This is a genomic window from Xanthomonas sp. D-36-1, from assembly GCF_017746155.1.
Classification (GTDB): Bacteria; Pseudomonadota; Gammaproteobacteria; order Xanthomonadales; family Xanthomonadaceae; genus Xanthomonas; species Xanthomonas cissicola.
This window is the reverse complement of sequence record NZ_JAGHWR010000094.1, coordinates 1-26,357: the sequence shown is the minus strand read 5'-3', so window position 1 is coordinate 26,357 and position 26,357 is coordinate 1. Positions and strand designations below refer to the sequence as shown.

Sequence of the window (26,357 nt, the reverse complement as noted above, 5' to 3'; positions counted from 1 at the left end):
CGAGACAAACCCCGCCGATGGCGGCGGCTAGGAAATTCCCGCGGAAAGCGCCAGAAATGGCGAAATTCCGAAGTTCCAAAAGCCACTCTTCGGAACGACGCCACCTTCCGCCCTGTCAGGTCTCGTTGTTCAGACCTTCCCTAGCAGTTTCATGGAAGAGATCACCCGAAAGAGGAATGGTGCGTGCTGCCGGAGCGACGCGACGCGACGCGGCCGTTGCTGCGATAGCGGCGTGGCGGACTCTACGGAACAGCGCCTGCGTGCGCAGAAGGCGAGCGAACCGGACGCCGTGCCAACGAAGCGGCACTGCGCCGCTGTGTCGTCGTTGCAATGGCGTGCGCAAAACTAAAGCGCAATCTGCGGCGTTTTCATCGCAACGCCGCACCCACTGCGCTTACGCTGAAAAAATGTGCGCGTCATTGCTGACGCGTGGCATTCATCGCTGCGCGCTACACGCCGCGCCAATCAACACGCGTCAGTAACCGTGCACCGGGCGATGCGACTTCACCGCCATGACCAAGCCAAGGCCGGCCAGTAGCGACACCGCCGAGGTGCCGCCGTAACTCATCAGCGGCATCGGCACGCCCACCACCGGTAGCAGGCCGGAAATCATGCCGCCGTTGACCAGCACGTAGACGAAGAACGCCAGGCCGGTGGCGCCGGCAACCAGGCGCGAATAAGTGTCGCGCGCCTGCGAGGCGATCCACAGGCAGCGGCCGATGACGATCAGGTACAAGGTCAGCACGGTGGCGACGCCGATCCAGCCGAATTCTTCGCTGAGCACCGAGAACGCAAAGTCGGTGGTCTGTTCGGGAATGAAGTTCAGGTGCGATTGCGAGCCCAGGCCCCAGCCCTTGCCGTTCAACCCGCCCGAGCCAATCGCGATCTTGGACTGGATGATGTTCCAGCCCGCGCCAAGCGCGTCGTTCTCGGGGTTGAGGAACATCATGATGCGGTCCTTCTGGTACGGCCGCAGCAGCCAGAACCACGCCACCGGCGCAGCCGCAGACACACCGCCCACACCCACGGCCACCCACCACCACGGCAGGCCGGCCAGCAGCAGCACGAACACGCCGCTGGCAGCAATCAACACACCGGTGCCGAAGTCCGGCTGCAGCATGATCAACGCGGTGGGTACGCCGATAATCACGCCGGTCACCAGCACGGTGGAAATGCGCGGCGGCAGCGGCATGCGGTGCAGATACCAGGCCGCCATCATCGGCAAGCTGATCTTGAGCAGCTCGGCCGGCTGCAGGTAGAACACTTTCAGGTCCAGCCACTGCCGGCCGTACTTACCGGTGCCCAGCGCGAAGACCGCCAGCAGCGGCAGCATCGACAAGCCGTACACCCACGGCGTCCAGGCGCGCAGGCGCAGCACCGACATGCGCGAAATACCCCACATCGCCGCCGCCCCGATGATGAAGCGGATGCCCTGCGCCAGCATCAGATGCTCGCCATTGGCAGTGCCGCCGGCGCTCTTGAGCACCGACAGGCCGATGGCCATCAGCCCCCCCAGCGCCAGGCACAGCACCCAGTCCAGGCTGCGCGTAAAGCGCGCGGCCATGTCCACCAACCAGCGCAGGATGTCGCTCAATGGTCGGTCTCCTGCACCGCGTCCGGCACATCCGGCACGACCGGTTGCGCGGGGGTGTTGGGGTCCAGCGCAACGGCGCTGTGGCCGATCACCACCGGCAGTTCGTCCAGCGTGGCAGCGGCCGCGTCGCCGGCTGCGCGCGCGTCGGTGACGCCGGCTTCGAACTGGTTGACACCTACGGCGGTCATGCCGAGCTCGCTGTCCAGCGGCTCCAGACCGGCGGGCATCTTGCCCAGCAGCCAGGCATCGAAGATCTTGCGTGCGATCGGCGCTGCCGAGCTGGTGCCGAAACCGCCGCCTTCCACCGCCACCGCCACCGCGATGACTGGATTGTCGGCCGGCGCGAAACCGACGAACAGGCCGCGGTGACGCAGGTGCAACGGCAGGCTGCGCGGGTCCACCGCCGCCACGCCCTTGCGGCTGACCACCTGCGCGGTGCCGGTCTTGCCGGCCATCTGGTACGGCGCACCCGGGGTGATCGCATAGCCGGTACCGCCGGGCCGCATGGTGTCCATCATGCCCTCGCGTACCACCTGCAGATGCGCCAGGCTCTGGCTGATCGGCTTGCCGGGCGGCTGGATCATCGGCTCCCAGGGATGATCGAAACCGGTACGCTCTTCCAGCACCAGGTGCGGGCGCAGCAGCAGGCCACTGGCGATCGCCGAGACGCCGCGCACCAGTTGCAGCGGCGTGACCTTCCAGTCGCCCTGGCCGATGGCGATGTTGACGGTGTCGCCCGGATACCAGCGCTCCTTGCGCGTCTTGTACTTGTAGGCCGGCGACGGCAGGATGCCGCCGATTTCTCCCAGCAGGTCCACCCCGGTGGGCTGGCCGAAGCCGTATTCGCCCATGTAGTGGTCGAAGCGCTCGATGCCCATGTCCACCGCCAGGCGGTAGTAATAGGTGTTGACCGATTGGGCGATCGACTTGCGCAGGTCGGTCCAGCCGTGGCCGCCGCGGTGCGAGTCGCCCCAGCCGCGGCTGACGCCGGGAAGATAGAACATGCCGGTAGACAGCACCCGGTCTTCCGGCCGGCGCAGGCCGCTATCCAGGCCGGCCAACGCGATCAGCGGCTTGAGCGTGGACCCTGGCGCCACCCCGCCGAGCACCAGCCGGTTGAACTGCGGCCGCGACGGGTTGTCGTTGAGCATCTTGAAATCGGTATGCGAGATGCCGTTGACGAACAGGTTGGGGTCGTAGCTGGGCAGGCTGACCATGCCCAGGATCTCGCCGGTGCGCGGGTCCATCGCGATCGCCGCCCCTTCGTGCTCGCCAAAGGCGGCCACCATCGCGCGCTGCAGGTCGGCGTCTACCGACAGCCGCAGATCCGCACCGGACTGCGGCGCGACCCGGCCGACGGTGCGGATGGCACGGCCCTGGACATTGGTTTCGACCTGCTCGTAACCGACTTGCCCGCGCAGATCCTGCTCGTAGTAGCGCTCCAGTCCGGATTTGCCCATGTGGGTGAGCGCAGCATTGCCCTCGCCCAGCACCGCCAGGTCTTTTTCGTCGATGCGGCCCACATAGCCGATGATGTGCGCGAACAACGGCCCGTAGGGATAACGCCGGGTCAGGTACGGCTCCAGCTCCACGCCGGGAAAGCGCCAGCGCTCCACCGCGAACCGTGCCATTTCTTCATCGCTCATGCGCAGCTTGAGCGTCACCGGCAGGAAGCTGCGGCGCGCGCGGCGCTCGCGGTTGAAGCGCTCCAGATCCTCCGGCGCGATCGGGATCACCTTGCCCAGCGCGTCCAGCATGGCGTTCATGTCGGCGACCTTGTCGGGGGTCACGTCCAGACGAAACGCCGGCACGTTTTCGGCCAGCAGCCGGCCGGTGCGGTCGTAGATCATGCCGCGCCCGGGCACCACCGGTTTGGGCTTGATGCGGTTGGCCTCCGAGCGCGTGGCGTAGACCTCGTGGTCGAGCACCTGCAATTTGAAATACCAGCCGCCCAGGCCCACCAGGCAGATCACCACCATCGCAAAGCCCAGCACCGCGCGGCGGCGGAACTGTTCGGCCTCCGCATGCGGATTCTTGGGATGACGGCGCCCGTGCATGGCTTACTTTTTGCCCCGCTTGCCCAGCCGCACCGCATCCAGCACCACGAACAACGGCGGCCACAGCGCCATGCCCAGCAGCGGCGCCCACCAGTAGCTCCAGGGCAGGGTCGGCTCGCCTACGGCCAGGTGCACCGCCGAAGACACGATGCGGTCGTTGAGCAATAGCCCACCAATGGCCAGCGCCTGCTGCGAGACCGGGAAAAAACGCATGCGCGCGCGGAAGCGCTGCAGGATGAAGGTCATGATCACCAGCCGCAGCGCCTGTTCGCCGAGCAGCCCGCCATACAGCAGGTCGGCCAGCACGCCGGCCACGAAGGCCAGGCCCAGCCCGACCCGGTCCGGCTCCTCGATCACCCAGTACGCCAGCACCAACGCCAGCCAGTAAGGCCGCAGCGGCTGCACCACCATCGGCAACGGCAGCAGGCCCAGGACCAGCGCAATGAAGATGCTCGCTGGCAGGATCCAGGTGTTGCGCATGCGGGTCATAGGTCCGTCTCCTGCGGAGAAGGACGGGATTGGGGATGGGGGATGGGGGATTGGTTAGGAGCGGTGCTCTGCGGCTGTGGGGCGTTGCGGTTGCCGGTTCCCGATCCTGCGTTCCCTGACGCCCGTGAGCCCTGCGGTGACGCGGGGCGGGAATCGGAATTCCGGATGCTGGATGTGTTCGATGCGGGCGGACGGGAGGGCATGCTGGACGGGCGGCCGGGTGCGGGTGCGCTGGCCGGCTGTGTCGGCGCAGACTGGACACGCGGCGTGGTGCCGGCTGCGCTGGCAGCACCCGATGCCGCGCCCGCCGGCGTGCGCGGTGCTGCGGTCACCGGCATGTTCGCTGGCGCGGTGACGGCGGCAGGCGCGGCATTGCCGTTGCCGTTGCCGTTGCCGTTGCCGTTGCCGTTGCCAATCCCGTCTCCCGAATCCCCAATCCCGGCCCCAGGCACTACCCGCAACGGCTTGCCGGCACGCAGCAGCAACACATCGCGGCCGCGATCGAGCTTGGCGGCCGGGGTCAGTTCGCCGACCAGGAAGGCGTGGGTATCGTCGGGATGCAACTCGGAGACCTTGCCGACCGGGAAGCCGGCCGGGAAGCGGCCGCCCAGGCCCGAGGTGACGATTTCATCGCCCACCTGCACGCCGGCACTGAGCGGGATGTCGCGCAATTCCAGGCGGTCGCCGCGCCCGTAGACGATCAGCCGCACGCCATTGCGCGCCACGCTGACCGGCACTGCGTGGTCGGGGTCGGTGAGCAGCAACACGGTGGAATGCAGCGGGGTGACTTCGATCACCTGCCCCATCAGGCCGCCGGCATCGATCACCGCCTGGCCCAGCAGCACCCCTTCGCGGCTGCCGGCGTCCAGCAGCAAGCGTTGGCGCGTGGGATCCAGATCGATGTTCAGGATCGGCGCCAGTTGCACATCCAGACCGCGACGCTCGGCCACGTTGAGCAGTTCGCGCAGTTGCGCGTTATCCAGGGCCGCGGTTTGCAACCGGGTCAGGCGCGCATTGGCGACCAGCAGTTGGTTGCGCAGATCCCGGGTCTCTTCCACCAGCTGCGCATGCGTTGCGGCGTTGTCGCGCACCTGCGAACCGATGCGTCCCGGCAGCCCGGCCACCGCCCAGATCGGCTGGATCAGCAGATTGGCCTGCATGCGCACCTGGCTCAGCCAACCACCGCGGCTATCGAGCGCAATCAGCACGATCGCCAGCACCAGATAGACCAGCAGGCGCAGCGTGGAGGTGACTTCGCCCGGACGGGAGGCGACGGGAGGACCGGCGTAGGAGGGCACTGTCAGGGCCGGGAATGGGGAGTCGGGAATAGGGAATCGGGGAGCAGGTGGCTGCCCACGCCACGGGTAAGGCGAAAACTCACATTGGCGTGACCGCGATGCAACCGCTCAGGGCCGTAGGCAGGAACCGCTCTCACGATTCCTCTTTCCCGATTCCCGATTCCCGAGCGCTTCACTCCGGCGCGAAGAACTCGTTGCCATGCATGTCCACCAGCTCCAGCGCCCGGCCGCCGCCGCGGGCCACGCAGGTGAGCGGGTCGTCGGCCACCTGTACGTGCAGGCCGGTTTCTTCGGAGATGAGCCGGTCCAGATCGCGCAGCAGCGCGCCGCCACCGGTAAGCACGATGCCGCGCTCGGCGACGTCGGCGCACAGTTCCGGCGGGGTCTGCTCCAGCGCCAGCTTCACTGCCGAGACGATGCCCGACAGCGGCTCGTGCAGCGCTTCGAGCACTTCGTTGGAATTGATCTTGATCATCTTCGGCACGCCCTCGGCGAGGTTGCGACCGGAGATTTCCATCTCCTGCACCTCGTCCTGCGGGTAGGCGCAACCGATCTGCAGCTTGATGCGCTCGGCCGTGGCCTCACCGATCAGCATGCCGTGGTTGCGGCGCACGTAATTGGTGATCGACTCGTCGAACCGGTCGCCACCCACACGCACCGACTGCGAATACACGATGCCGTTGAGCGAGATCACCGCCACTTCGGTGGTGCCGCCGCCGATGTCGATGACCATCGAACCGCGCGCCTCGGTCACCGGCATGCCGGCACCGATCGCTGCGGCCATCGGCTCTTCGATCAGATAGACATCGCGCGCACCGGCCTCTTCCGCAGATTCCTTGATGGCGCGGCGCTCGACCTGCGTGGAGCCTGCCGGCACGCACACCAGCACGCGCGGGCTGGGGCGCAGGAAGCGCGATTTGTGCACCTTCTTGATGAAGTGCTTCAGCATCGCTTCGGTGTAGGTGAAGTCGGCGATGACGCCGTCCTTCATCGGGCGAATGGTGGTGATGTGGCCGGGGGTACGGCCGAGCATCTGCTTGGCCTCCGCACCGACGGCAGCGACCGAGCGCGTGCCGCCGATCGCGCGATCCTGACGCACCGCAACCACCGACGGCTCGTTCAGCACGATGCCCTGTCCGCGCACGTAGATCAGCGTATTGGCCGTGCCCAAATCGATGGACAGGTCGTTGGAGAACATGCCGCGGAGTTTCTTGAACATCGAGGGAGTCGTTCCTGGGTAAGTCGCGTGCCCGCCGCCAGACTGGCGAAATTTTGGGCAGAAAACGAAGTCGGCTAGCCTAGCAATCCCCCCCGGGGTGAGCAAGGAAAAATCGGCGATTTCGCCCCCGTTTTCATGTGGCGGTCACGCCGGCCATGGCATGCGGTTCTGGCTCTGATCGGCCGCAGCCGTTACCCTTTGCGCCGCGGCGCACGCGCCGTCCCGCTGCCATGCCCGGCAATTGGCGGGTTTTCCCAACGCAAAGGCCCGACTCGATGTCCGCACTGATCTGTGGTTCCCTCGCCTACGACACCATCATGGTGTTTCCGGACCAGTTCAAGAACCACATCCTGCCGGACAAGGTGCACATCCTGAATGTGTCGTTCCTGGTCCCGCGCATGCGCCGCGAGTTCGGCGGCTGCGCCGGCAACATCGCCTACAACCTGCATCTGCTCGGTGGCGCGCCGATCCCGATGGGCACCGTGGGCCAGGATTTCGGCCCGTACCGCGAACACTTCGAGACGCTGGGGATCGACCTGTCGCGGGTGAAGATCATCGACGACCTGTTTACCCCGCAGGCCTTCATCACCACCGACCACGACAACAACCAGATCACCGCCTTCCATCCGGGCGCGATGATGCGCAGCTACGAAAACCACGTGAAGGATGTGCCGGGCGTGACCCTGGGCCTGGTCGGCCCGGACGGGCGCGAAGGCATGATCCAGAACGCGGAAGAGTTCGCTGCGGCTGGCATTCCTTTCATCTTCGACCCTGGCCAGGCGATGCCGCTGTTCAACGGCCCGGAGCTGCGCCAGTTCATCGAGCAGGCACAGTACGTGGTGGTCAACGACTACGAGTCGAACCTGTTGCAGGAACGCACCGGCTGGGACGAAAAAGACATCGTCTCGCGCGTGCAGGCCTACATCACCACGCAGGGCCCGAAGGGCGCGCTGGTGCATACCCCGGAAAAAACCTACGACATCCCGCCGGCGCACGAGCGGCGCGTGGTCGACCCGACCGGCTGCGGCGACGCGTTCCGCGCTGGCCTGATCTACGGCATCCAGGGTGGCTACGACTGGTTGACGATCGGCCGCATGGGCAACCTGATGGGCGCGCTGAAAGTGGAACACCCCGGCACCCAGAACCAGCGCTTCGACTTCGCCGAATTCAACGACCAGTTCAAGCAGCAGTTCGGCTATGCGTTGTAGCCGGGAGTGGAGATTCGGGATTCGGGAGTCGTAAAGGCTGGGTCCTGGCGCCTCAAGGCCACGAGAAACCGCGCGATGGCGCGGTTTTTTCGTTTTGGCCCAGGCGAACAAGCAGCCGCCCCCAGCCGAGCCGCTTCTGCCAATCGCCAATCCCGAAACCGCATCCCCGGCGTTTGCTGCACCGCGGTTTGAGCCTCGCCCCGGTTTATGCGTCACTGCCGCTCTGGCCCCGGGTAGGGACCGAGGAAGCGCCACGTGTCGGAAGTGACTGTCGCCAACCTCCTGCAGGCCACGGCTGGGCCCTCGTCCGCTGCCGAGGCGGAATCCGCGTTGCTGGCGCGGATGCGCCGCTTCCGCCAGATCGAACCGCTACCGCCGGCGCTGGCGCGCTCGTGGCAGCGCTGCCTGGACGAATACGGACTGAGTCCGGATGCGTCCCCTTCGCCGATGGTCCACGACGGCAGCGAGCTGCGCGAGCGCCAGCAGCGGCTCGAGGAAGTGCTGCGCATCGCCAAGGTGGAGATGGAGAACCTCTACGAGCAGATCGCCGGCGGCGGCTACGCCGTGGTGTTCGCCGACGCCGAGGCGACCTTGCTGCACAGCGTGCACGACCCGGCATTGCTGCGCGAATTCCGCCAGACCGGGTTGTTCTGCGGCGCCAGCTGGGCCGAGCGCTACCAGGGCACCAATGGGATCGGCACCTGCGCGGTAGAGCGCAGCGCGCTCGGCGTGCACCGCGGCGAGCATTACCTGGCCCGGCACCTGCCGCTGTCGTGCAGCGGTGCGCCAATCCTCGACCCGCACGGGCAATTGCTGGCGGTGCTGGATGCGTCCACACCGGATGCGCGCGACACCAGGCTGGTCCAACGCCACACCAGCGCGCTGGTGCGCATGTCGGCGGCACAGATCGCGCGTTCGTACTTCCTGGCGCAGTACCGGCACGCGTGGATCCTGCGCTTCCACAGCCGCCCGGAGTTCGCCGGCCTGTTGCACGAGGCGCTGATGGCGATCGGCGCCGACGGCTGCGTGCTGGCCGTCAACGAAGCGGCTCTGGAACAGCTCGGCAAGGGCGACCGCAGCCAGCTGGTCGGGCGCGACATCTCGCAGGTGATGCAGCTTGACTTCGACACCGTGGAACAGCGTGCGCGCAACGATGCCAGCACGCTGTGGTCGATCCGCTGCGCCTGCCACGGACGCCGCTTCTTCGCCCTGGCGCAGCCGCCGCGCCGCAACGTGGTTGCTGGCGGCGCGCAGGCCACCACCGCCGACGATGGCGAGGCGGCTTACGCACGCGAACACGTCGGCTCCGATCCGCGCATGCGCCACAACCTGGACAACGCGCTGAAGCTGGCCGCGCATCGCGTGTCGATCCTACTGTGTGGCGCCACCGGCACCGGCAAGGAGGAGTTCGCCAAGGCGGTGCACCGCGGCTCGCCATGGGCGGCGCGGCCGTTCGTGGCGGTGAACTGTGCGGCGATCCCCGAGGCGCTGATCGAGAGCGAACTGTTCGGCTACGCGCGCGGCGCGTTCACCGATGCCGCGCGCGAAGGCCGCCACGGCAAGCTGCTGCAGGCCAGCGGCGGCACCTTATTCCTGGACGAGATCGGCGACATGCCGCTGCCGCTGCAGACGCGGCTGCTGCGCGTGCTGGAAGAACAGCGCGTGACCCCGCTGGGCAGCGACCGCGCAATGCCGCTGGAACTGCACGTGATCAGCGCCAGCCACCGCGACCTGGCGCAGATGGTGGCCGCCGGCGAATTCCGCGAGGACCTGTACTACCGCCTCAACGGCGTGGTGCTGCACCTGCCGCCGCTGCGCGAACGCAGCGACAAGGCCGAGCTGATCCGCACCCTGCTGCGCGAGGAAAACAGCGAGCGCAGCGTGCGCATCAGCGAAGAGGCGCTGCACAAGCTGCTCAGCTACGCCTGGCCGGGCAACTTGCGCCAATTGCGCAATGTGCTGCGCACGGCGGCCGTGCTGTGCAGTGACGAGGTGATTCGCTTGCCGAATCTGCCGCAGGAGATCGTCGACGCGGGCAGCGCACCCTGCCTGGTCGATGGGCGTGCGGTCGCGGCCGACGACATGCCTGGCCGCGTGGCATTGGACCAGGCCGAGCGGCTGGTGCTGCAGCAACAACTCGAACGCCACCGCTGGAATGTCAGCCGCACCGCCGATGCCCTGGGTATCAGTCGCAACACGCTGTACCGCAAGCTGCGCAAGCACGGGCTGGAGACCGGGTGAATCGGGAATCGGGAATCGGGAATGGATAAAAGCAGTGCGCTGACGCTCTACGATTCCCGATTCCCGATTCCCGATTCCCGATTCCCCATTCCCGATTTCCCGCTTCAAAGCGCCCAGCGCACGCCGATCAGGTACTGCCGGGGCACTCCCGGTGCGAGAAAGCGTGCCGGGCCGGTTTCCACTGGCCGATCCTGCGGACGTGCGAGTTCGCCGTCGGGAAACACGTCTTCGGCCACAGCGGCATAGGTGGCGTAGTGGCGGTCGAAGACGTTGTCGATCCGGGCGAACAGCGACACCCGCGCATTGATGGTCCAGCGCGCCTGCAGGTCGACCAGGGCATAGCCGGCGCTGCCGATGTCGAGGCGCTCAGGCGCCGGTTCGCCGGCTTCGGCATTGTCGACCTGGCCGTCTTCGTTTCCGCTCGCCACACGCCCGGAGACTGCGCGCACGCCAGCACCCACGGTCAGCGCATCGCGCTGCCATTCCACACCGAGTTTGAGGTTGTGACGCGGCAACGCAGCGATGCGCAATCCCGGCCGTAGCGCGATCACACGCTCGCCGGAGAGCAGTTCGCCGTCGCTGCGGTACGTTGCATCCAGAAAACTGTAGCCGGCCCACCACTGCCAGTCGCCGCTGCGCAGGCGCAATGCCAGATCCACACCTTGATAGCGCGTGCGGCCGACATTGTCGAAGTAACCCAGCTGCGTATCGGGTGCGCGTAGAAACAGAATGTCATCGCGGTTGTCGGCGCGGTACACCGACAGCGTGGCGGTGCGGTCGGTCGACGGCGTCCAGCGCGCGCCCAGTTCGTAGGTGCGCGAGATGATCTGCTCCAGCCGCGGATCGGCCTGCAGGCCGGTCGGCAGCCGGCACGGCTGGGTGGGATCGGCGCAGCCCAATTCGATGGCGGTCGGTGCGCGGCTGTTCTGCGCGACCGAGCCGTACAGCGTCAGCCCCGAATCGAGCCGATGGGTCAGGCCCAACGACGGATTGGCCTTGGCATAGACGAAGCGCTCGCGCGGGCGATCGCCGTCGTCGGCCGTGGACAGGATGTTGTCCACCACCACCCGATTCCAGCGCACTGCAGCGGTGAGATGGGTCGCATTGCTCAGCGCCCAGGTGTCGGCGAGGAACACGCCCAGCGTCTCGGTGCTGCCGCGTACACCGGAGAAGAAGCCGCGTTCGGCGTCGGGATCGGCAACGACCGAGCGGTCGGATTGCACCCACCCGTCGCGGGCGAACTGCCGGTAACGCACATGGCCGCGATCGAAGGTGACCCCGGCCGTGAGCGCATGCGCGCTTCGCTGCGTGCTCAGGTTGAGCGCAATACCTTGTGCTTGCTGACGCATCTGGGTGGTGTTGAGCGCGCCGGTGGGCAACGTGTCGGCATCGGTGCGGGCGACATCGCAGTCGGCATCCAGCGCGCTGCCATCGGCGGCGTACCCGGACGCGCATTCTTCGACGAACGCTTCGTAGTCTTCGCCGATATCGCCATTGACGGTGTCGCGGCGCCCTACGCGCGAATAAGCGAGAGCGTGCAACGCGGTGTCCTCATCGAAACGATGGTCCAGCTGCACGGTCAATAACGTGTTGCGATTGCGGGTGAGATCGGGCGAGGTGTACACCGAACGCCGATCGGCGCGATACAAGCCGGGCTCCGGCCCCTCGTCGGTATATCGCGTGTCCGGCAGCAGGCCATTGCCGATCAGGCGGCTGCGCCCGTGCAGCAGCGACAGGCTCCAGTCGGTCCGCTCGCCTTGCTTACCGACCTTGCCGAACACGGTGCCGAGCCGGCCCTCGGAGGCATCGCGCCAGCCGTTTTCATCGAAGCCGGTGAGCGCAACAAAGCCATGCCAGCCGTCGGCGCTCGCGACGCCGTAACCGGCATCCAGCCGCTTGCGCGCGCCGCTGCCGATGCTCACTTCGCCCTGTAATCCCGGCGCGGTCAGCCCGGACGCGGTAGACAGCACCACCGCGCCGCCCAGCGTGTTCGGCCCGAACAACGGGTTGGAACCAGGCATCAACGTCACCGCAGTGATCGCCGCTTCGGGCAGCATGTCCCAGCTGACGATATCGGCGAACGGTTCGTTGAACCGTACGCCATCCAGATACACCGACACCCCTTGCGAAGCGCCCGGCAAGGCAGAGGCGCGAAAGCCATGGAAGGTGAGATCGTTCTGGAACGCACTGCCCTGCACGTCGTTGCCGTCCACGCCGACGAAGCGCCGCTGCAGCAGATCGCTCAGGTTGTTGCTGCGCCCTCGCGACAACTCGGCATTGCTTGCCGACTGCACCATGTACGGCAATTGCGCCGCATCGATGGTGGTGCCGGGGATCGGCGTGGCGGTGACCTCGATACGGTCCAACCAGGTGACTTGCGGCGCTTCCGCTGCAACGGCCAATGCGCTGCGTGCAAGCAAGACCATGGCGCATGCGCCTGCCAATCCCTTGCGATGCAGCGTCGCTGTCCTGCATCTGCCTGCTGCCATGTGCATCTCCTTCAATACGCCACGATGGATTTGATGCCGCGCGCCGCACGCAGGTCAGTCAACGCCTGGTTGATGTCATCCAGCGCCAGCGTGCGCGTGATCAACGGCGCCAGCTGGATATCGCCGTGCAGATAGCGTTCGACATAACCGGGTAGCTCGCTGCGGCCTTTGACGCCGCCGAAGGCGCTGCCGCGCCACACCCGCCCGGTGACCAATTGGAACGGGCGCGTGCTGATTTCCTGCGCGTCGTCGGCCATGCCCAGGATGACGCTCTCGCCCCAGCCCTTGTGGCAACACTCCAGCGCCGCCCGCATCGCGCCGACATCGCCGACGCATTCGAAACTGTGGTCGGCGCCGCCATCGGTCAGGTCCACGATCACCTGCTGGATCGGCGCACCGTAGTCGTGCGGATCCAGGCAATCGGTGGCGCCCAGCGCGCGTGCCAGTGCGAATTTCGCAGGGTCGATATCCACGGCGATGATGCGGCCGGCCTGCGCCAGCAGCGCGCCCTGTATCACCGACAATCCGATGCCGCCCAGCCCGAACACCGCCACGCAATCGCCCGGCCGCACATGCGTGCTGTTGAGCACCGCACCGACGCCGGTGGTGACCGTGCAGCCGAGCAGGCAGGCCTGCTCCAGCGGCGCATCCGGATGGATGCGTGCGACTGCAATCTCCGGCAATACGGTGTATTCGGAAAACGTGCTGGTGCCCATGTGATGCAGGATCGGCCGCCCGTGCAACGAAAACCGGCTGCTGCCGTCAGGCATCAGGCCACGTTCCTGGCTGCTGCGAATCGCCTGGCACAAATTGGTACGGCCGGAACGGCAGAACTTGCACACGCCGCATTCGGGCATGTACAGCGGAATCACGTGATCGCCAGGCCGCACGCTGGTGACGCCGATCCCGACATCTTCGACAATGCCAGCGCCCTCCTGCCCCAGGATCGCCGGAAAGCTGCCGGCATGGCCGTGCGCCAACGCATGCGCATCGCCATGGCAAATGCCGGTGGCCACCAGGCGCACCAGCACCTCGCCGGGACGCGGCGGCTGCAGGTCGACTTCTTCGATGGTCAACGGCTGGTGCGGACCCCAGGCCACCGCAGCGCGTGTCTTCATCCGGCCTCCCTGACGCGCGTCGGCCTGCCGGCCGCTCAGCGCGCGATGATCACGCCCCACGGCAGCTCGCCGACGGGGATCTGGTTGAGTTCGCGCAAGCTGGCGGTGTCGATCACGCTCACGGTGTTGGAGCGCCCATTGGCGACGTAGAGCTTGTCGCCGGTCGGCGTCAGCGCCGGATTCCACGGGCGCTGCCCAACCGGAATCTCGGCCAGCGCGCGCGGTATTAAGATCGATCACGCTGACCGTGCCGGCGCCGCCGTTGGACGCATACAGCCGCGTGCCATCGGCCGACAGCGCGACGCCGGCGGTACGCACCCCGGCGGGCAGACTGGCGCGACGCTGACGCGTCTGCAGGTCGATCACGTCCACCACGTTGGCGGTTTCCTGCGCGATGTACACGCTGCGCCCGTCGGGTGCGAACGCCATGCCGCGCGGATGCCCGCTGGTGGCCACCACACCGCGCGATCGATGGGTGGCCAGCTCGATCATGTCCATGTCGTTGGAGCCTTCATTGCTGGTGAGCAACCACTTGCCATCCGGGGTGTAGGCGCAATGCTCCGGCGCCTGCCCGCGCGTGGCGATCACCTGCTGCACGGTAAATTGCGCCACGTCGATCAGCATCACCTGATTCTGGCCTTCCACGCATACCGCGAACTGCTTGCCGTCCGGCGACAACGCGATGCCTTCGGCGTTCTCGCCGATATCAACGCTGCGCAAGACCGCGTCTTTTTCGCTATCCAGTTCGACCAATCTGTGGTGCTCGGCGTCGATCAGGTACAGATGCCCGTGCGGGCCGGGCAATAGCTGCTGCAGGCGCTTGCCGAGCTGGCCCTGCGCGCTGAGCGTGCGCACCACCGTGTCGGTGTGCGTATCGATCACCGACACGGTGCCACTGCGTTGATTGGGCACATACGCAAGCACTGGCGGCGTTGCCAGCGCCGGTGTTGCGTTGCCGCCCGCCGCAGGTGCGGTGGTGGAGGCCGGTGTGACGGCATCGCGCTGGCAGCCCGCCAGCAGCAACGCACCCAGCATCCCTGCTGCACACATGCGCGACCAGCAAGCAGACGCTGACCTCATTGCGCCTTGCCCGCGGTCTTGTTGATCGAGTGGATGAAAGCGAGCAACTTTTCGGTATCGCCGGGCTTGAGTACCGGTGCGAACGGGGGCATCTGCCCAACCACCTTTTCGTGCCCGATACGGGTCTTGCCGTGGGTGATCATGGCCGCGGTGCCTTCGCTGATCAGCGTGCGCAAGGTGTCGTCGTCGCTGCCATACACCCAGATGTCGTTGGTCAACGGCGGGCACATGCCACCGCCACCGGTACCGCCGTGACAGGCATTGCAGCCGGCCGAAAAATAGATCTTCTTGCCTTCGGCGACCAGCTCGGGCGTGACCTTGACCTCCGGTCCCTTGGGAATCGGCACGATCGTGGCGGGTGGCGCGGCCGGCGTTGCCGGATCCGGGGCTGGCCCCGCTGCGGGGTTGGGCATTGCTGCGGGTGCAGCTGCAGTTGCGGCCGCAGGCGCTGCGCTGCCGGCGACTGGCGCTGGCGCTGGCGCCGGTGCGCTGGCGGCCGCCGGTGGCGGGGGCGGCGGTGCGTCCTTGCCGCATGCCGCCAGCACGACGCTGAACATCAACGCGCACAGCGGTGCGCGGACAGGACGATCGAAGCAACTCTTGGTGGACGTGCGCATGAACGAACCTTTCTGATCGGAGGGAACACCGCGCACCCCGTGCACGCGGCGGGTGACGCAGTCATTTGCGCGCCGGGCGCCTGGCCTGGGTGAGTAGCGTGGCCAGTGCGGTGTCGCCACGTGCCTGCGCCAGATCCGCGGCGGTCTTGCCGTCGCGGTTGCGCGCAGACGGGTCGGCACCTGCGGCCAGCAGGCGGTTGGCGACCGCTTCGCGCCCGGCCGCTGCGGCCAGCATCAGCGCGGTGACACCAGCCTGATTGGCGTGACCGACCTCGGCGCCGCGTGCGAGCACGGCATCGAAAATGGCCGGGTCGTCGCGCGCCACGGCAAACATCACCGGGGTGAATCCGGTGGGATTGGCGCGCCGCACATTCGCGCCCTTGTCCAGCAGCGCCTGCACCACCGCGACATCGGCATACGACACCGCAAGATCCAGTGCGCTCCAGCCATCGCTGGACACGGCATCCACCGGCGCGCGCTTGGCCAGCAGCCTGCTGAGGCTGTCCGCATCATTGGCCCACGCAGCTTTCATCAGCGCGGTCCAGCCGCTGGCATCGCGGGCATCCAGGCGTGCGCCGGCATCCAGCAGCAGGCCGACCAGATCCGGCGCCTGATTGCGGATGGCCTGGTGCAGCGGCGGCTCGCCCAGCAAGTTGGGGTGATTGGCGTCGGCACCATGCCGCAGCAGCCATGCCGCACGCACGGCATCGCCGGCATCCAGCGCATGCGCCAGTTCCTGATTGGGGTCGGCACCGTCGGCGATGCGCAATTGCAGCTGCGCCAGTTCCTGCGATGAGGCCGCCGGGCTGGGCGCAGTGGATGCCGGTGTGGGCGTGACATATGGACCATGCGATGCCAGCTCGCCGGCCACCACGCATTCGCTACAGCGCACCAGCGGCACGTGATAACTGCGCAGGATCTGGGCGATGTTTGCCGCGCTCTGCTGCAACGCCGTGTTCAACGCGTCACGCAGGTCGGCATTCCTGCGCGATACCGCCCAGGCCATCGAATACTCCAGCACCGCATCGTCGATGGTGTTCAAGGGCACCAGACCCAGGCCGCTGCGCTGCGCGTAATATCCGGCGACCGGACCCCAGGATTCGGCCGCATCCAGCGTGTTGGCGGCGACCCGTTCGACGAGCTTGCCGGGGTGTTCTTCCGGTGCGGTGGCCGAGTCGTAGAACAGGTACTGCACCTCACCGCTGATGCCGTGCTCGTACAGCGCCTGACGCGCAGGCGAGCTCTGGAACACGCCCAGGCGCAGCTTTTTCAACGCCGGGTCGTCCAGCGAGCCAGGCCTCAACGACAAGCCTTGACGTGTGACCAGCACATACGCCGAACGATAGACCGGGCGTGTGGTCAGCCCCTGCTCGAAATCGCTGTTGAGGTCCATCAGCACATCGCAGCGGCCCGCATTGATGGTGCTACGCGCCAGGCCGCGCTGGTAATAAGTGCGCCACTCGTATTCCAGGCGCCGGCCCATGGCATCGGCAACCACTTGCGCAATCTTGTTCTGGAAGCCTTCGCCGGCCTTGTTGGACAACGGCATGTTGCCCGGGTCTGCGCACACGCGCAGGACGTGCGGATCTGGCGTAGGTGGCGGCGCGGATGCCGCTGCAGGCGTGGTTGCCGGCGTAGCGGTGGATGCAGGCGCCGCAGCGGACGCCGCATCGGAATGAGAAGCGCGAGCCGTCGGTGAGGACGGCTCGCGTGTGCAGCCTGCGGCGACGAGTCCGAAGCTGCACAGCACCATCACCCGATGCAGGTGCCGGGTGATGCCGCGCACGCCGGCAGCGGATTGCCGTCGTGCGCTTCCAACGCCTTGCATGGATGTCATCGTGCCGTCTTCGCTGCTGCATTGGCGGTACCGCCGCCTGCGGTGGCGGTGGCGGTGGCGGTGGCGGTGGCAGTGGCAGTGGCAGTGGCAGTGGCAGTGGCGGTCACGGTCTTGCCGGCGCCATCGATACGGAAGCTGTGGACCATGCCGCCGAGCGGGATCTTGTCGAAGCCCGCACCGAACGCCAGCCCCGCCGCACCCAGTGCGCCATACGGATCGGACGGATCCAGGCCCGCAGTGACCGGCAAGCCGATCCACCCGCCGATACCGGAGAACACCGCCACGTACTGATGGCCGTTGGCCTTGTAGGCGATGGGGTTACCGATGATGCCGGACGGCAACTTGGTCTCCCACAGCTTCTTGCCGGTGTCCTTGTCCACCGCGCGGAACCACCCATCCAGCGTGCCGTAGAACACCAGCCCGCCGTCGGTGACCAGGGTGCCGCTCCACACCGGGTACTTCTCCTTGATCTCCCACTTGGACTTGCCTTCCACCACATCGAACGCCTTGACGATGCCCAGCGCGCCCGGCTCATTCGGCTTCATCATCACGTTGGCGAACACGTATGGCAGACCCATCATGGTGTTGCCGCGCTCCTGCGGTTCCAGTTCCATGTGCCAGTTATTGGTGCCGCAGAAGAACACCGCCGCATTGGCCGGATCCACCGAGCACGGCTGCTGGTCCTTGCCGCCCATCGCCGAGGGGAAGGCCTGCACCTTCTTGCCGCGTTCCAGCGGCGAATGCGCGGCCACCTTCACCGGGCGACCGGTCTTCATGTCGATGCGTTCGGCCCAGTTGGCCGGCACGAACTTGTGCGCGCGCAGCAGCGTGCCATCGCGCCGATCGAGTACGTAGGCAAAGCCGTTGCGATCGAACTGCACCACCGAAGGAACCTGCTTGCCATCGATGCTCAGGTCGACCAGGATCGGCTCGTTGATGCCGTCGTAATCCCACTGGTCGAACGGGGTCTTCTGGTAGCCCCACACCGCCTCGCCGGTATCGATCTTGCGGGCGAACAAGGTCATCGACCACTTGTTGTCATGCTCGCCGTTGTTGCATTCCTCCTGCGAGGTCTTGCCGCAACGGTACGACGGGCTCCACAGGCCGGGATTGCCGGTGCCGTAGTACACCAGCTTCAATTTCGGATCGTAGCTATACCACCCCCAGGCAGCGCCGCCACCGCGCTTCCATTCGTCGTTGGGAAAGGTCTTGACGCCCAGGTCGCCGAGCTGGCCATGCTGCGGATTGGCCTTGTTGAAATCCGGGCCCAGGCAGATCGCCTTGTCGGTACCGGCCGCATCGCAGGACCATGCCTGCTTACCATCGGCAAGGTTGTAGGCGGCCACGCGACCGAGCACGCCGAACTCGTTGCCGCTGATGCCGGCAACCACTTTGCCGTCGGCGATGATCGGCGCCATGGTGATGGTTTCGCCCTTGTCCGGGTGCGCGAGTTTTTGCTTCCACACTTCCTTGCCGGTCTTGGCGTCGAGCGCGATCACATCGCCGCTGAGGCTGCCGAAGACCAGCTTGCCGTCGGCATACGAGGCGCCGCGATTGACCGTATCGCAGCACGCCACCGCCACCGACCGTTCGTCCTGTTGCGGGGTGTATTTCCACAACACCTTGCCGCCGTCGTCCTGCGCCGCAAGATCGATGGCGAACACGTTGTTCGGATACGCACTGACCATATACATGATGCTGCCGATCACCAGCGGCTGGCCTTCGTGGCCGCGCGTGGCGTCGGTTTTCATCTCCCACGACATCTTCAGGTTCTTGACGTTGTCGCGATTGATCTCGGCCAGCGGGCTATGCCGGGTGAGTGCGAAGTCGCGCCCCACGCCGCCCCAGTTGTCCGCATTGCTGGCATTGGCGGTGAACTCGCTATCGGTGTCGACCACCGCCGCGGCGGCGGGTGCAGCGGCTGTTGCCGGTGCTGCAGTTTCGGTGGGTGTGTCTTTCTTGCAGCCAGACAGAACGGCGCTCAGCGCAAGCATGAGCAGCGCAGCGCTGCGTACGCTGCGACAGGAAGATTGGTGCATGTGCGTCTACCCCTCTCGTTTGAACAACCAGTCGGTTGAAACATCCCGCAGCGCAGGCGCTGTCACCGCCGTGGCGATGCGGACGTAGGAAACGTCGGGAGAGACCTGAGCAAACGGCATGCCAGCACACTGGTGCGCCGCACCACATCGCGTCAGCGAGGGTCGAGGGTGATGACGGCGCGCCGAGCATCTCGCGCTGTCACGGTTTTGGCACAGTTTGCGCCGCACGTGCTGTGACACAGGTGGTGCAGACGGTCCAGTGACGTCTCAGCAACGCCGAGCGTGTCCTGGACTCAGATCGCTGCGCCGCTGATGCAGTGCAATGCGCTATGGCAAGCAGCACTGCGCGATATCGCCAGGCATGCCGGTCGTCTGCCCGCTGGGAGAAGGCGTCAGAAAGGCGAATATGGAGACGGATGCGGCCAATAGACAGGTGCGCCGTTCGCGACGCGTCATCGCGTCGGCGGCTAGTCAACAGTTCCCATGCCCGCTCGGGTGCACGTTACCTCGTTGCACAGGCACAACGCGCCACCCTAGCTCTCCCATTGCGCGAGCAACTGCGTGCAATCGTGCAGGCGCCAGTCCGCAAAACCGGGCCAGGGGTCGCCGGGTGTATTGACCAAGACAGTGCACGCACCGACGGCGCGGCCGCAGGCCAGGTCATTGTGGTGATCGCCGACCATGACCAGCGCGCTGCCCTGCACCGACCAGCGCCGCGCGAAATACTGCAGCCCGTCGGGCGCAGGTTTCGGGGCAGCCTCGTCGCGGCCAACGATTTCGTCCCAGACGAATGCATCGTCCAGACCGATCGCCTGCAACGTGATCTTTGCCAGCTCGCGCGCGTTGCGGGTGAGCATGCCAAGCCGGCAACCGGCGGCATGCAGCGCGCGCACCAGCGCCACTGCGCCCGGCGCGGCGCGTGCGCCTTGGGCGAGCGCACGCTCGTGTTCGAGCAACCAGGCATGCTTGGCCGCCGCTTCGTCGGCCGGTAGCGCTGCCAGGTGATGCAGGATGTCCGCCGCTGGCGGAACGTCCAGCGCGCGGCGGATCAAGGCGAAATCGTGCGCAGCTTCGGTCAGCGTGCCGTCCATGTCGAAGACCCAATGGCGGTAGTCGGACAACGTGGGAGAGAGGCCGGCGCGTGTCATGCTGTCCATCCTTTGCAAAGACATCAAAGTGATCGATTCGGTGCGACAGGCGGCGGTGCGGCCAACCTGCAGCAGTGCGCAATCGGCGACCTCGCCCAAGGCGGTCGACCAGGCGTTTGCGCTCATTGCCAAGCAGGTGCGGGTGGCGCTCGCTCGACATGTCCCTGCGCGGACACGCCAACGCGCGCGCCCCTTCATCCGAACGAATGCGCGCCAGATCTGCTGACCATCCCGAGCGCTGAATGCCGATGCGCTGCACCGCCATCACACCGGGGTACTGTACTGTCGATCAAGCGTGGCAGTGCTGCACCAGCCCGCACACACGATCGGTGTACGCCAGCGCTCATCGCGAGCTCGCCTACTTCCACCCGGGCATCTGCGTGGTGTCCAGGCCGCCGACCTCGAACTCTGCGGTGCGCGTACCGCCGGCCTTGACCGGGAAGATAATGCCGATGCGCTTGGCGTTGCGTACGAGCTTCCACAACGCTTTGTCATCGTCGATGAACATGGCAATGGCTTCGTCGGTATCCGGGCGGTGCGCCGCCATGGCACGCGGTGCGCCGCCATCGGCCGCCACCTGCACCTTGCAGCCACCGTAGCATTTGAAATCGCCGGCCTTGAGCACGAGGTAGCTGTGGCGCTTCCACTGCGGATGATCGCGAAACACCAGGCTGACCGGCTTGGGTCCGCTGCCATCCACATCCACACGCTGCTTGGCATCGATCATCGCCGAGCGCTGCGTACCGCCCTTGGCCGGCACCTGCGAGTATTGCCACAGCGCCTGCATGCGGCGCAGCTCGCGCGCCTGCTCGCCCTTGGCCTTGATATCGGCATAGTCTGGCTCGATGCGCGTGGCGGCCGCAGTGCCGGCGTAGCCTTCGATCAAGGCCGCGCCATGCGCACGCGCCATGTCCCAGTTCTGTGTCTTGACCGCCTCGTCGTACTGCTTGGCGAGCGCCTCGGCCTGGGTTTCCTTGGCCTGCGCCTGCGCGGTGGCCTGCGCCTGACGTTGCGCCTCGCGGTCGGTGCAGGCACTCAAGGTGGCGACGCACAAGGCCGCGCTCAGCAGGTACTTCATCGTCGACTCCGAAATGCATGAAAAGCAGCGGCAACGATACCAGCCTGCCAGCATGACCCGTGATCAACCGCCGTACACCGTAGGAGCGCACCTGGGCGCGACGGGGTTTCACCGGGAAAGCCCTGTCGCGCCCGGGTGCGCTCCTACGATGGTGGTTGCAGGCACGATGCGGCGATGGAAGCGGCGAGAGGGCGCTGCAACGCCCTCCGCTGCCATTACGGCTGCGCCGGCGGTGCCGCTTTCGCCTTGGCGATCATCTCGGCCACCGATGCGGTGGTGATCGGGTGATAGCTGGGCTTGGCCTTTTCGAAGGCCTGTTCAGCGAACGCGATGCCGTCCGGAGTCTTCAACAATTCGGCGTAGATCGGCAGCACCAGCTTGCGGCGGCCGACGCGTTCGATGAACTCGCCCGCGGCAGCGCGCGCGTCGGTGTAACCGCTGCGGATCGCCAGCGGATACCAGCGCATCGCGATCTCGCCATTCGGCGTGCCGGTGAAGTGATACGCCTCGTCCAGCTGCTTGAGCTGCTCGGGCTTGAGCGTGGCGCCCATGCCGCTGAGGAAGTGCACCCATTCCTGCGTGCCCCACTCGCTGGTGACCTGCTTGTTCGGCAAGGCGCCGCTGCCGCTCCAGGCGATGCGCGCGGTGTCCACGATCGAGAAGCTGCGCGAGCGCGCCTTGGCCGCAAACGCCGGAATGCCAGGCTGCTTCAGCCACGCATCCACGTCGGCCGCGCTCACCGTGTTGGGATGCTTGTCCAGCAGGTTCTTCTTCAGGTAATCGACGAACTGGTCGGTGGTGGCGCTCTGGAAGGCGTGATCGTCGAACCAGCCGCGCAGGAACGGGTCGAATACCTCGCGGCCGAAGCGCTGCTCCAGGAACTGCAGGAACCACGCACCCTTGACGTAGGCGACCTGGCTCAAGGCCTCGTCGGGGTCGCGCTGGGCCAGTGGCGGCAACTCCAGCACCTGGTCGGCCGCCTGCATGTCTTTGACTTCGGCCAGCAGATCGCCCTGGTCGATTTCGCGTTCCATCTCGGCCATCTCGGTACCGTACAGCGCCTCGGTGATGCGGCCCTGCACGTAGGTGGTGAACCCTTCGTTGAGCCAGATGTCCTTCCAGCTCGCATTGGTCACCAGGTTGCCCGACCAGCTATGCGCCAGTTCGTGCGCCACCAGCGACACCAGCGACTTGTCGCCGACGATCACGGTGGGCGTGGCGAAGGTCAGGCGCGGATTTTCCATGCCACCGAACGGGAACGACGGCGGCAGCACCAGCATGTCGTAACGGCCCCAGCGATACGGGCCGTAAAGTTTTTCGGCCGCACCGATCATCTTCTCGGTGTCTTCGAACTCCTTGGCGGCCTTGTCGGCCATGGCCGGCTCGGCCCACACGCCCGAGCGCGCGGAAATCGGCTTGAACACCACATCGCCGGCGGCGATCGCCAGCAGGTAGGACGGAATCGGCTCGGGCATCGTGAAGCTGTAATCGCCGTCGCGTGCCGCCTTGGGGTCGTTGTCGGCGCTCATCAGCACCATCACGTCCGGGCGCGAGGTGACATGTGCGCTGTAGGTGAAGCGCACGCTCGGGGTGTCTTGCAGCGGCACCCAGCTACGCGCGTGAATCGCCTGCGACTGACTGAACATGAAAGGCAGTTGCTTGCCTTCGGTCATCGACGGCTCCAGCCACTGCAGGCCCGAGGCCGTCGGCGCGGTGTGATAGGTGATCACGACCTTGGCCGGTTGATTCGGCGCTTCGATGGTGAGCTTGCTGCCGAAGGTCTTGTCGGCCGGCGCCAGGGCGAACTGCAGCGGCGACAGGCCGCCCTTGCCATCGTCTGCCTGTACCTGCGCGATGCTCAGCTCGCGCGTATCCAGCACCAGTTGCTTGGCGGCCTTGTCCTTCCACGCCAGCGTGTAGGTGGCAGTGCCGCCAATCTGCTTGGCATCGAAATCCAGCTTCAGGTCCAGCGCCAGGTCCTTGATGACCACCAGCTGCGGCTGGGCGTAGGAGCTTTCGTCGTGGTTGCGGGCGTCTGCTTTCACGGGAGCCTTGGCAGTGGCGGCCGGCGCGGTGGGGGATGCCGACGGCGTGGAGTCATTTGAACAGCCGGCCAGCGCGATGGACACGGCCAGGGACAGCGACAGGAACGGGAAGCGCATCGACGGCACCGCAGCAAGGAGAATTAGGCATCTTAGCGCCCTGCGCCGTAGCCTGCCCGTGCCATCGGTGGCCATACGCGCGATAACCTGCCACGCGGTGTCGCAACCGGCTTGCCCAGGTCAGATCACCGGATGGCCGCGCGGAGCGTCGTGCCCGTCGCGCACCAGACGCCGGCCACCGGAGAACTTGGCGCGATACATCGCCGCATCGGCGCGGCGATACAGTTCGGTGGCATCCAGCCCTTGTTCGCACACCGCACTGCCGGCGCTCACATGCAGCGGCGCATCGTCGGCATCCTCGCGCTCGAGCATCGAGAGCCATTGGTTGAGCTTGAGCGTGGCTTCGTCTTCGCTGGCATGGATGCCGATCAGGAATTCGTCGCCGCCCCAACGCCCGACCCAATCCTGCGCACCCAACCAGCCGTAGGCAGAGTCCACCAGGCGCACCAGCACGCGGTCGCCAGCCAGGTGGCCGAAACGGTCGTTGATCTGCTTGAGGTTGTCCATGTCCAGCACGAACAGCACGAACGGCCAGCCTTCGCGTTGCGAGGCGATCACCGAATCGCGCATCGCCTGTTCGCAACCGCGCCGGTTCAGCGCCTCGGTTAGCGGGTCGAACAAGGCGTGTTTCTTGAGATCGCGCATGCCGGCATCGATGCCACGCAGGCTGCGGTTGATGCCGCGCAACAGCCGGCCCAATTCGTCGTCGCCCTGTTCCGGAAGCGTGGGCAGGCGCTGATCGGCATAATACGAATCCAGCGCATCGGCGGCGATGCGCAGCGGCGCCAGCAGCCGATACAGCGCGACCAAGGTCAGCGCCGTGCCGGCCAGCGTGGCCAGCAATGCCACGATCACCACCGACCATAGCGGGCGCCCGTCCAGTTCGCTCTGCGATGCCAACCACGCGATCAATAGCAGCAACGGCAGATGGATGCCCAGAAAGGTCACCGCCAGCAGTTTGGCGCTGAAGGAGCGAGGAAACACGCGCGAGAGCCCGGCGTACAAGCGCATCCAACACTCCGGCAAAAGAGCGCTTAGTGTCGCCGAGAGCGTGTGGAGCCAACGCGACGGAAGTCTCAGAACTTCGCTGGTTGTACACATGTGCGGCACCGGTTCGCCTCAACAAGCGATCCCATGCACGCGGTGGGCGAGCGCCAGCGCACGCTACATGCGCCGACGCCAGCAGGCTCAAAACGCCCTGCTTAGATCTTGTAGCCGGAGTGGATCGCCACGATGCCGCCGGTGAGGTTCTTGAAGTGGCAACGCGCAAACCCGGCCTCGCCCATCATGCCCTTGAGCGATTCCTGCGGCGGATGCTTGCGGATGCTTTCGGCCAGGTACTGGTAGCTATCGGCATCGCGCGCGAACAACTGGCCCAGCCTGGGCAGGATCTTGAACGAGTGGAAGTCGTAGATGGGCTTGAACCAGTCGGCGGTGACTTCGGAAAATTCCAGCACGCGCGCCTGGCCGCCCACTTTCAACACGCGGTACATCTCGCGCAATGCGGCGTCCTTGTCGGTGACGTTGCGCAGACCGAAGGAGATGGTCACCAGATCGAAACTCTGGTCCGGGAACGGCAGCGCTTCGGCGTTGCATTGCACGTAATCGAAGCCGGACACCAGCCCGCGGTTGGTCAGCCGGTCGCGGCCCACCGACAGCATGCCGGCGTTGATGTCGCCCAGCACCACGGCGCCCTCGTTGCCCACGCGCTCCTTGAGCAGCACGGCGATGTCGCCGGTGCCGCCGGCCAGATCCAGCACGCGGTCGCCTGGCTTCACCTGCGCGGTCGCCACGAAGTAGCGTTTCCATGCGCGGTGCACGCCCAGGCTCATCAGATCGTTCATCAGGTCGTAATTGCGGGCGACCGAGGTGAACACTTCACCGACCAGCTTCTGCTTGTCCTTGGCAGCGACATCGCGAAAGCCGAAATGGGTAGTACCGGAGGTATAGGGGGATTCGCTCATGGGCGGATTATCGCACCGCTGACGCCACCATGACCGCAACCGGACCACAATCGCGTTTTCACCTGCGACCGGCCCTGCGAGCATTCAGTGCGCGACAAGTACGTCCAGCGCGACTGGCAGCCCCATGAGCGGCCCACCCTGCCGGGGTCGGCCTCCACCCCCCTGCACCCTACCCGGCGGCGGATCCAGTACGGCCTGGTGGGCGTGGTGGTGGCGCTCACCGGCGGGCTGAGCAATGCCCTGGTCACCGCCAACCTGACCTATCTGCAAGGCACCTTGGGCGCCTATGCCACCGAAATGGCCTGGCTGCCGGCCGCCTACGTGATGACCAACATGTCGGCGAACCTGCTGCTGGTGAAGTTTCGCCAGCAGTTCGGGCTGCGCCGGTTCACCGAAATCTTCCTGGCGCTGTACGCGCTCATCGCCTTCGCGCACCTGTTCGTGCACAGCCTGAGCTCGGCGATCACCGTGCGCGCCGCGCATGGCTTGGTGGGCGCCGCCCTCAGCTCGCTGGGCCTGTACTACGTGATCCAGGCATTTCCAACGAAATACCGGCTCAAGGCCGTGGTGCTGGGCCTGGGCATGACCCAACTGGCGTTGCCGCTGGCGCGGGTGTTCTCCACCGACCTGCTGGAATTTGGCGAGTGGCAAGGCCTGTACCTGTTCGAGTGCGGGCTGGCGGTGTTCGCGCTGGCCTGCGTGCTAGGGAAGGTCTGAAC

General features: G+C 66.3%; 17 protein-coding genes and 2 pseudogenes. 3 read left to right on the top strand and 16 right to left on the bottom strand.

All coding sequences use genetic code 11. The annotated features are described in order from the left end of the window. Positions 1 to 475: 475 nt before the first annotated feature. From rodA to J7367_RS20465, 5 genes are all read right to left on the bottom strand, one after another. Complete coding sequence (gene rodA / locus J7367_RS20485) at positions 476 to 1,594, bottom strand: rod shape-determining protein RodA (protein WP_017155401.1); 1,119 nt, start codon at positions 1,592 to 1,594, stop codon at positions 476 to 478. Further along, positions 1,591 to 3,651 (bottom strand): penicillin-binding protein 2, encoded by a 2,061-nt coding sequence (mrdA, locus tag J7367_RS20480; protein WP_057664020.1) that lies wholly within the window; start codon positions 3,649 to 3,651, stop codon positions 1,591 to 1,593. Before mrdA ends, rodA begins: the two co-directional genes overlap by 4 nt. A 3-nt stretch (positions 3,652 to 3,654) precedes the next feature. Then, positions 3,655 to 4,140 carry a rod shape-determining protein MreD gene (mreD, locus tag J7367_RS20475; RefSeq protein WP_005911183.1) on the bottom strand — a complete coding sequence of 162 codons (486 nt, stop codon included), beginning with the start codon at positions 4,138 to 4,140 and terminating at the stop codon, positions 3,655 to 3,657. Then, positions 4,137 to 5,438, bottom strand: a complete 1,302-nt coding sequence (gene mreC / locus J7367_RS20470) for a rod shape-determining protein MreC (RefSeq protein WP_209028984.1) — start codon at positions 5,436 to 5,438, stop codon at positions 4,137 to 4,139. Before mreC ends, mreD begins: the two co-directional genes overlap by 4 nt. Positions 5,439 to 5,610: 172 nt before the next feature. Then, positions 5,611 to 6,657, bottom strand: coding sequence for a rod shape-determining protein (locus J7367_RS20465; RefSeq protein WP_003482734.1), 1,047 nt, complete (start codon positions 6,655 to 6,657; stop codon positions 5,611 to 5,613). Positions 6,658 to 6,932: 275 nt separating this feature from the next. On the opposite strand from J7367_RS20465, the gene J7367_RS20460 reads away from it, so the two are divergent. Next, positions 6,933 to 7,865, top strand: a complete 933-nt coding sequence (locus J7367_RS20460; protein ID WP_003482735.1) for a carbohydrate kinase family protein — start codon at positions 6,933 to 6,935, stop codon at positions 7,863 to 7,865. A gap of 255 nt (positions 7,866 to 8,120) precedes the next feature. Beyond that, positions 8,121 to 10,106 (top strand): sigma-54-dependent Fis family transcriptional regulator, encoded by a 1,986-nt coding sequence (locus J7367_RS20455; protein ID WP_057664026.1) that lies wholly within the window; start codon positions 8,121 to 8,123, stop codon positions 10,104 to 10,106. A gap of 104 nt (positions 10,107 to 10,210) precedes the next feature. Here the strand turns inward: J7367_RS20455 and J7367_RS20450 are convergent, their stop codons facing one another. The 11 genes and pseudogenes from J7367_RS20450 to ubiE all read right to left on the bottom strand — a co-directional run bounded on the left by J7367_RS20450 (position 10,211) and on the right by ubiE (position 25,638). Next, a complete protein-coding gene (locus J7367_RS20450; protein ID WP_057664035.1) occupies positions 10,211 to 12,595 on the bottom strand; it encodes a TonB-dependent receptor in 2,385 nt (794 codons plus the stop codon). An 11-nt stretch (positions 12,596 to 12,606) separates the two neighbouring features. Continuing rightward, the gene (locus J7367_RS20445; protein WP_057664037.1) at positions 12,607 to 13,713 is read right to left on the bottom strand and encodes an S-(hydroxymethyl)glutathione dehydrogenase/class III alcohol dehydrogenase; all 1,107 of its coding nucleotides are present in this window, start codon (positions 13,711 to 13,713) and stop codon (positions 12,607 to 12,609) included. 35 nt (positions 13,714 to 13,748) lie between these two features. Further along, positions 13,749 to 14,793 (bottom strand): annotated as a pseudogene (locus J7367_RS20440) (beta-propeller fold lactonase family protein). After that, the gene (locus J7367_RS20435; RefSeq protein WP_057664027.1) at positions 14,790 to 15,446 is read right to left on the bottom strand and encodes a c-type cytochrome; all 657 of its coding nucleotides are present in this window, start codon (positions 15,444 to 15,446) and stop codon (positions 14,790 to 14,792) included. The pseudogene J7367_RS20440 and the gene J7367_RS20435 overlap by 4 nt, the downstream one beginning before the upstream one ends. A 25-nt stretch (positions 15,447 to 15,471) precedes the next feature. After that, positions 15,472 to 17,247 (bottom strand): quinoprotein dehydrogenase-associated putative ABC transporter substrate-binding protein, encoded by a 1,776-nt coding sequence (locus J7367_RS20430; RefSeq protein ID WP_057664031.1) that lies wholly within the window; start codon positions 17,245 to 17,247, stop codon positions 15,472 to 15,474. Beyond that, positions 17,244 to 19,286, bottom strand: a complete 2,043-nt coding sequence (locus J7367_RS20425) for a methanol/ethanol family PQQ-dependent dehydrogenase (protein ID WP_345776722.1) — start codon at positions 19,284 to 19,286, stop codon at positions 17,244 to 17,246. Before J7367_RS20425 ends, J7367_RS20430 begins: the two co-directional genes overlap by 4 nt. Positions 19,287 to 19,819: 533 nt before the next feature. Next, positions 19,820 to 20,443, bottom strand: coding sequence for an HAD family hydrolase (locus J7367_RS20420; RefSeq protein ID WP_057662414.1), 624 nt, complete (start codon positions 20,441 to 20,443; stop codon positions 19,820 to 19,822). Between the two features lie 349 nt (positions 20,444 to 20,792). After that, entirely contained in the window at positions 20,793 to 21,512 is a 720-nt protein-coding gene (locus J7367_RS20415; RefSeq protein ID WP_209028982.1) for a hypothetical protein, read from the bottom strand. 215 nt (positions 21,513 to 21,727) lie between these two features. Then, complete coding sequence (locus J7367_RS20410; RefSeq protein ID WP_209028980.1) at positions 21,728 to 23,674, bottom strand: M1 family metallopeptidase; 1,947 nt, start codon at positions 23,672 to 23,674, stop codon at positions 21,728 to 21,730. Positions 23,675 to 23,794: 120 nt separating this feature from the next. Beyond that, positions 23,795 to 24,685 carry a GGDEF domain-containing protein gene (locus tag J7367_RS20405; protein WP_039731568.1) on the bottom strand — a complete coding sequence of 297 codons (891 nt, stop codon included), beginning with the start codon at positions 24,683 to 24,685 and terminating at the stop codon, positions 23,795 to 23,797. 191 nt (positions 24,686 to 24,876) lie between these two features. Continuing rightward, a complete protein-coding gene (gene ubiE, locus J7367_RS20400; protein WP_003482754.1) occupies positions 24,877 to 25,638 on the bottom strand; it encodes a bifunctional demethylmenaquinone methyltransferase/2-methoxy-6-polyprenyl-1,4-benzoquinol methylase UbiE in 762 nt (253 codons plus the stop codon). A gap of 87 nt (positions 25,639 to 25,725) precedes the next feature. Here ubiE and J7367_RS20395 point away from each other — a divergent pair. Then, positions 25,726 to 26,343, top strand: a pseudogene (locus J7367_RS20395) (MFS transporter); the annotation flags it as partial. Positions 26,344 to 26,357: the final 14 nt, after the last annotated feature.

Bases quoted from the DNA above. Each gene is read 5' to 3' on its own strand.
- J7367_RS20415 (WP_209028982.1), bottom strand. From the start codon at position 21,512: ATGAAGTACCTGCTGAGCGCGGCCTTGTGCGTCGCCACCTTGAGTGCC.
- J7367_RS20425 (WP_345776722.1), bottom strand. From the start codon at position 19,286: ATGCACCAATCTTCCTGTCGCAGCGTACGCAGCGCTGCGCTGCTCATG.
- J7367_RS20430 (WP_057664031.1), bottom strand. From the start codon at position 17,247: ATGACATCCATGCAAGGCGTTGGAAGCGCACGACGGCAATCCGCTGCC.
- J7367_RS20420 (WP_057662414.1), bottom strand. From the start codon at position 20,443: ATGGACAGCATGACACGCGCCGGCCTCTCTCCCACGTTGTCCGACTAC.
- J7367_RS20460 (WP_003482735.1), top strand. From the start codon at position 6,933: ATGTCCGCACTGATCTGTGGTTCCCTCGCCTACGACACCATCATGGTG.
- J7367_RS20465 (WP_003482734.1), bottom strand. From the start codon at position 6,657: ATGTTCAAGAAACTCCGCGGCATGTTCTCCAACGACCTGTCCATCGAT.
- J7367_RS20450 (WP_057664035.1), bottom strand. From the start codon at position 12,595: ATGGCAGCAGGCAGATGCAGGACAGCGACGCTGCATCGCAAGGGATTG.
- J7367_RS20405 (WP_039731568.1), bottom strand. From the start codon at position 24,685: ATGCGCTTGTACGCCGGGCTCTCGCGCGTGTTTCCTCGCTCCTTCAGC.
- J7367_RS20410 (WP_209028980.1), bottom strand. From the start codon at position 23,674: ATGCGCTTCCCGTTCCTGTCGCTGTCCCTGGCCGTGTCCATCGCGCTG.
- J7367_RS20445 (WP_057664037.1), bottom strand. From the start codon at position 13,713: ATGAAGACACGCGCTGCGGTGGCCTGGGGTCCGCACCAGCCGTTGACC.
- mrdA (WP_057664020.1), bottom strand. From the start codon at position 3,651: ATGCACGGGCGCCGTCATCCCAAGAATCCGCATGCGGAGGCCGAACAG.
- mreD (WP_005911183.1), bottom strand. From the start codon at position 4,140: ATGACCCGCATGCGCAACACCTGGATCCTGCCAGCGAGCATCTTCATT.
- ubiE (WP_003482754.1), bottom strand. From the start codon at position 25,638: ATGAGCGAATCCCCCTATACCTCCGGTACTACCCATTTCGGCTTTCGC.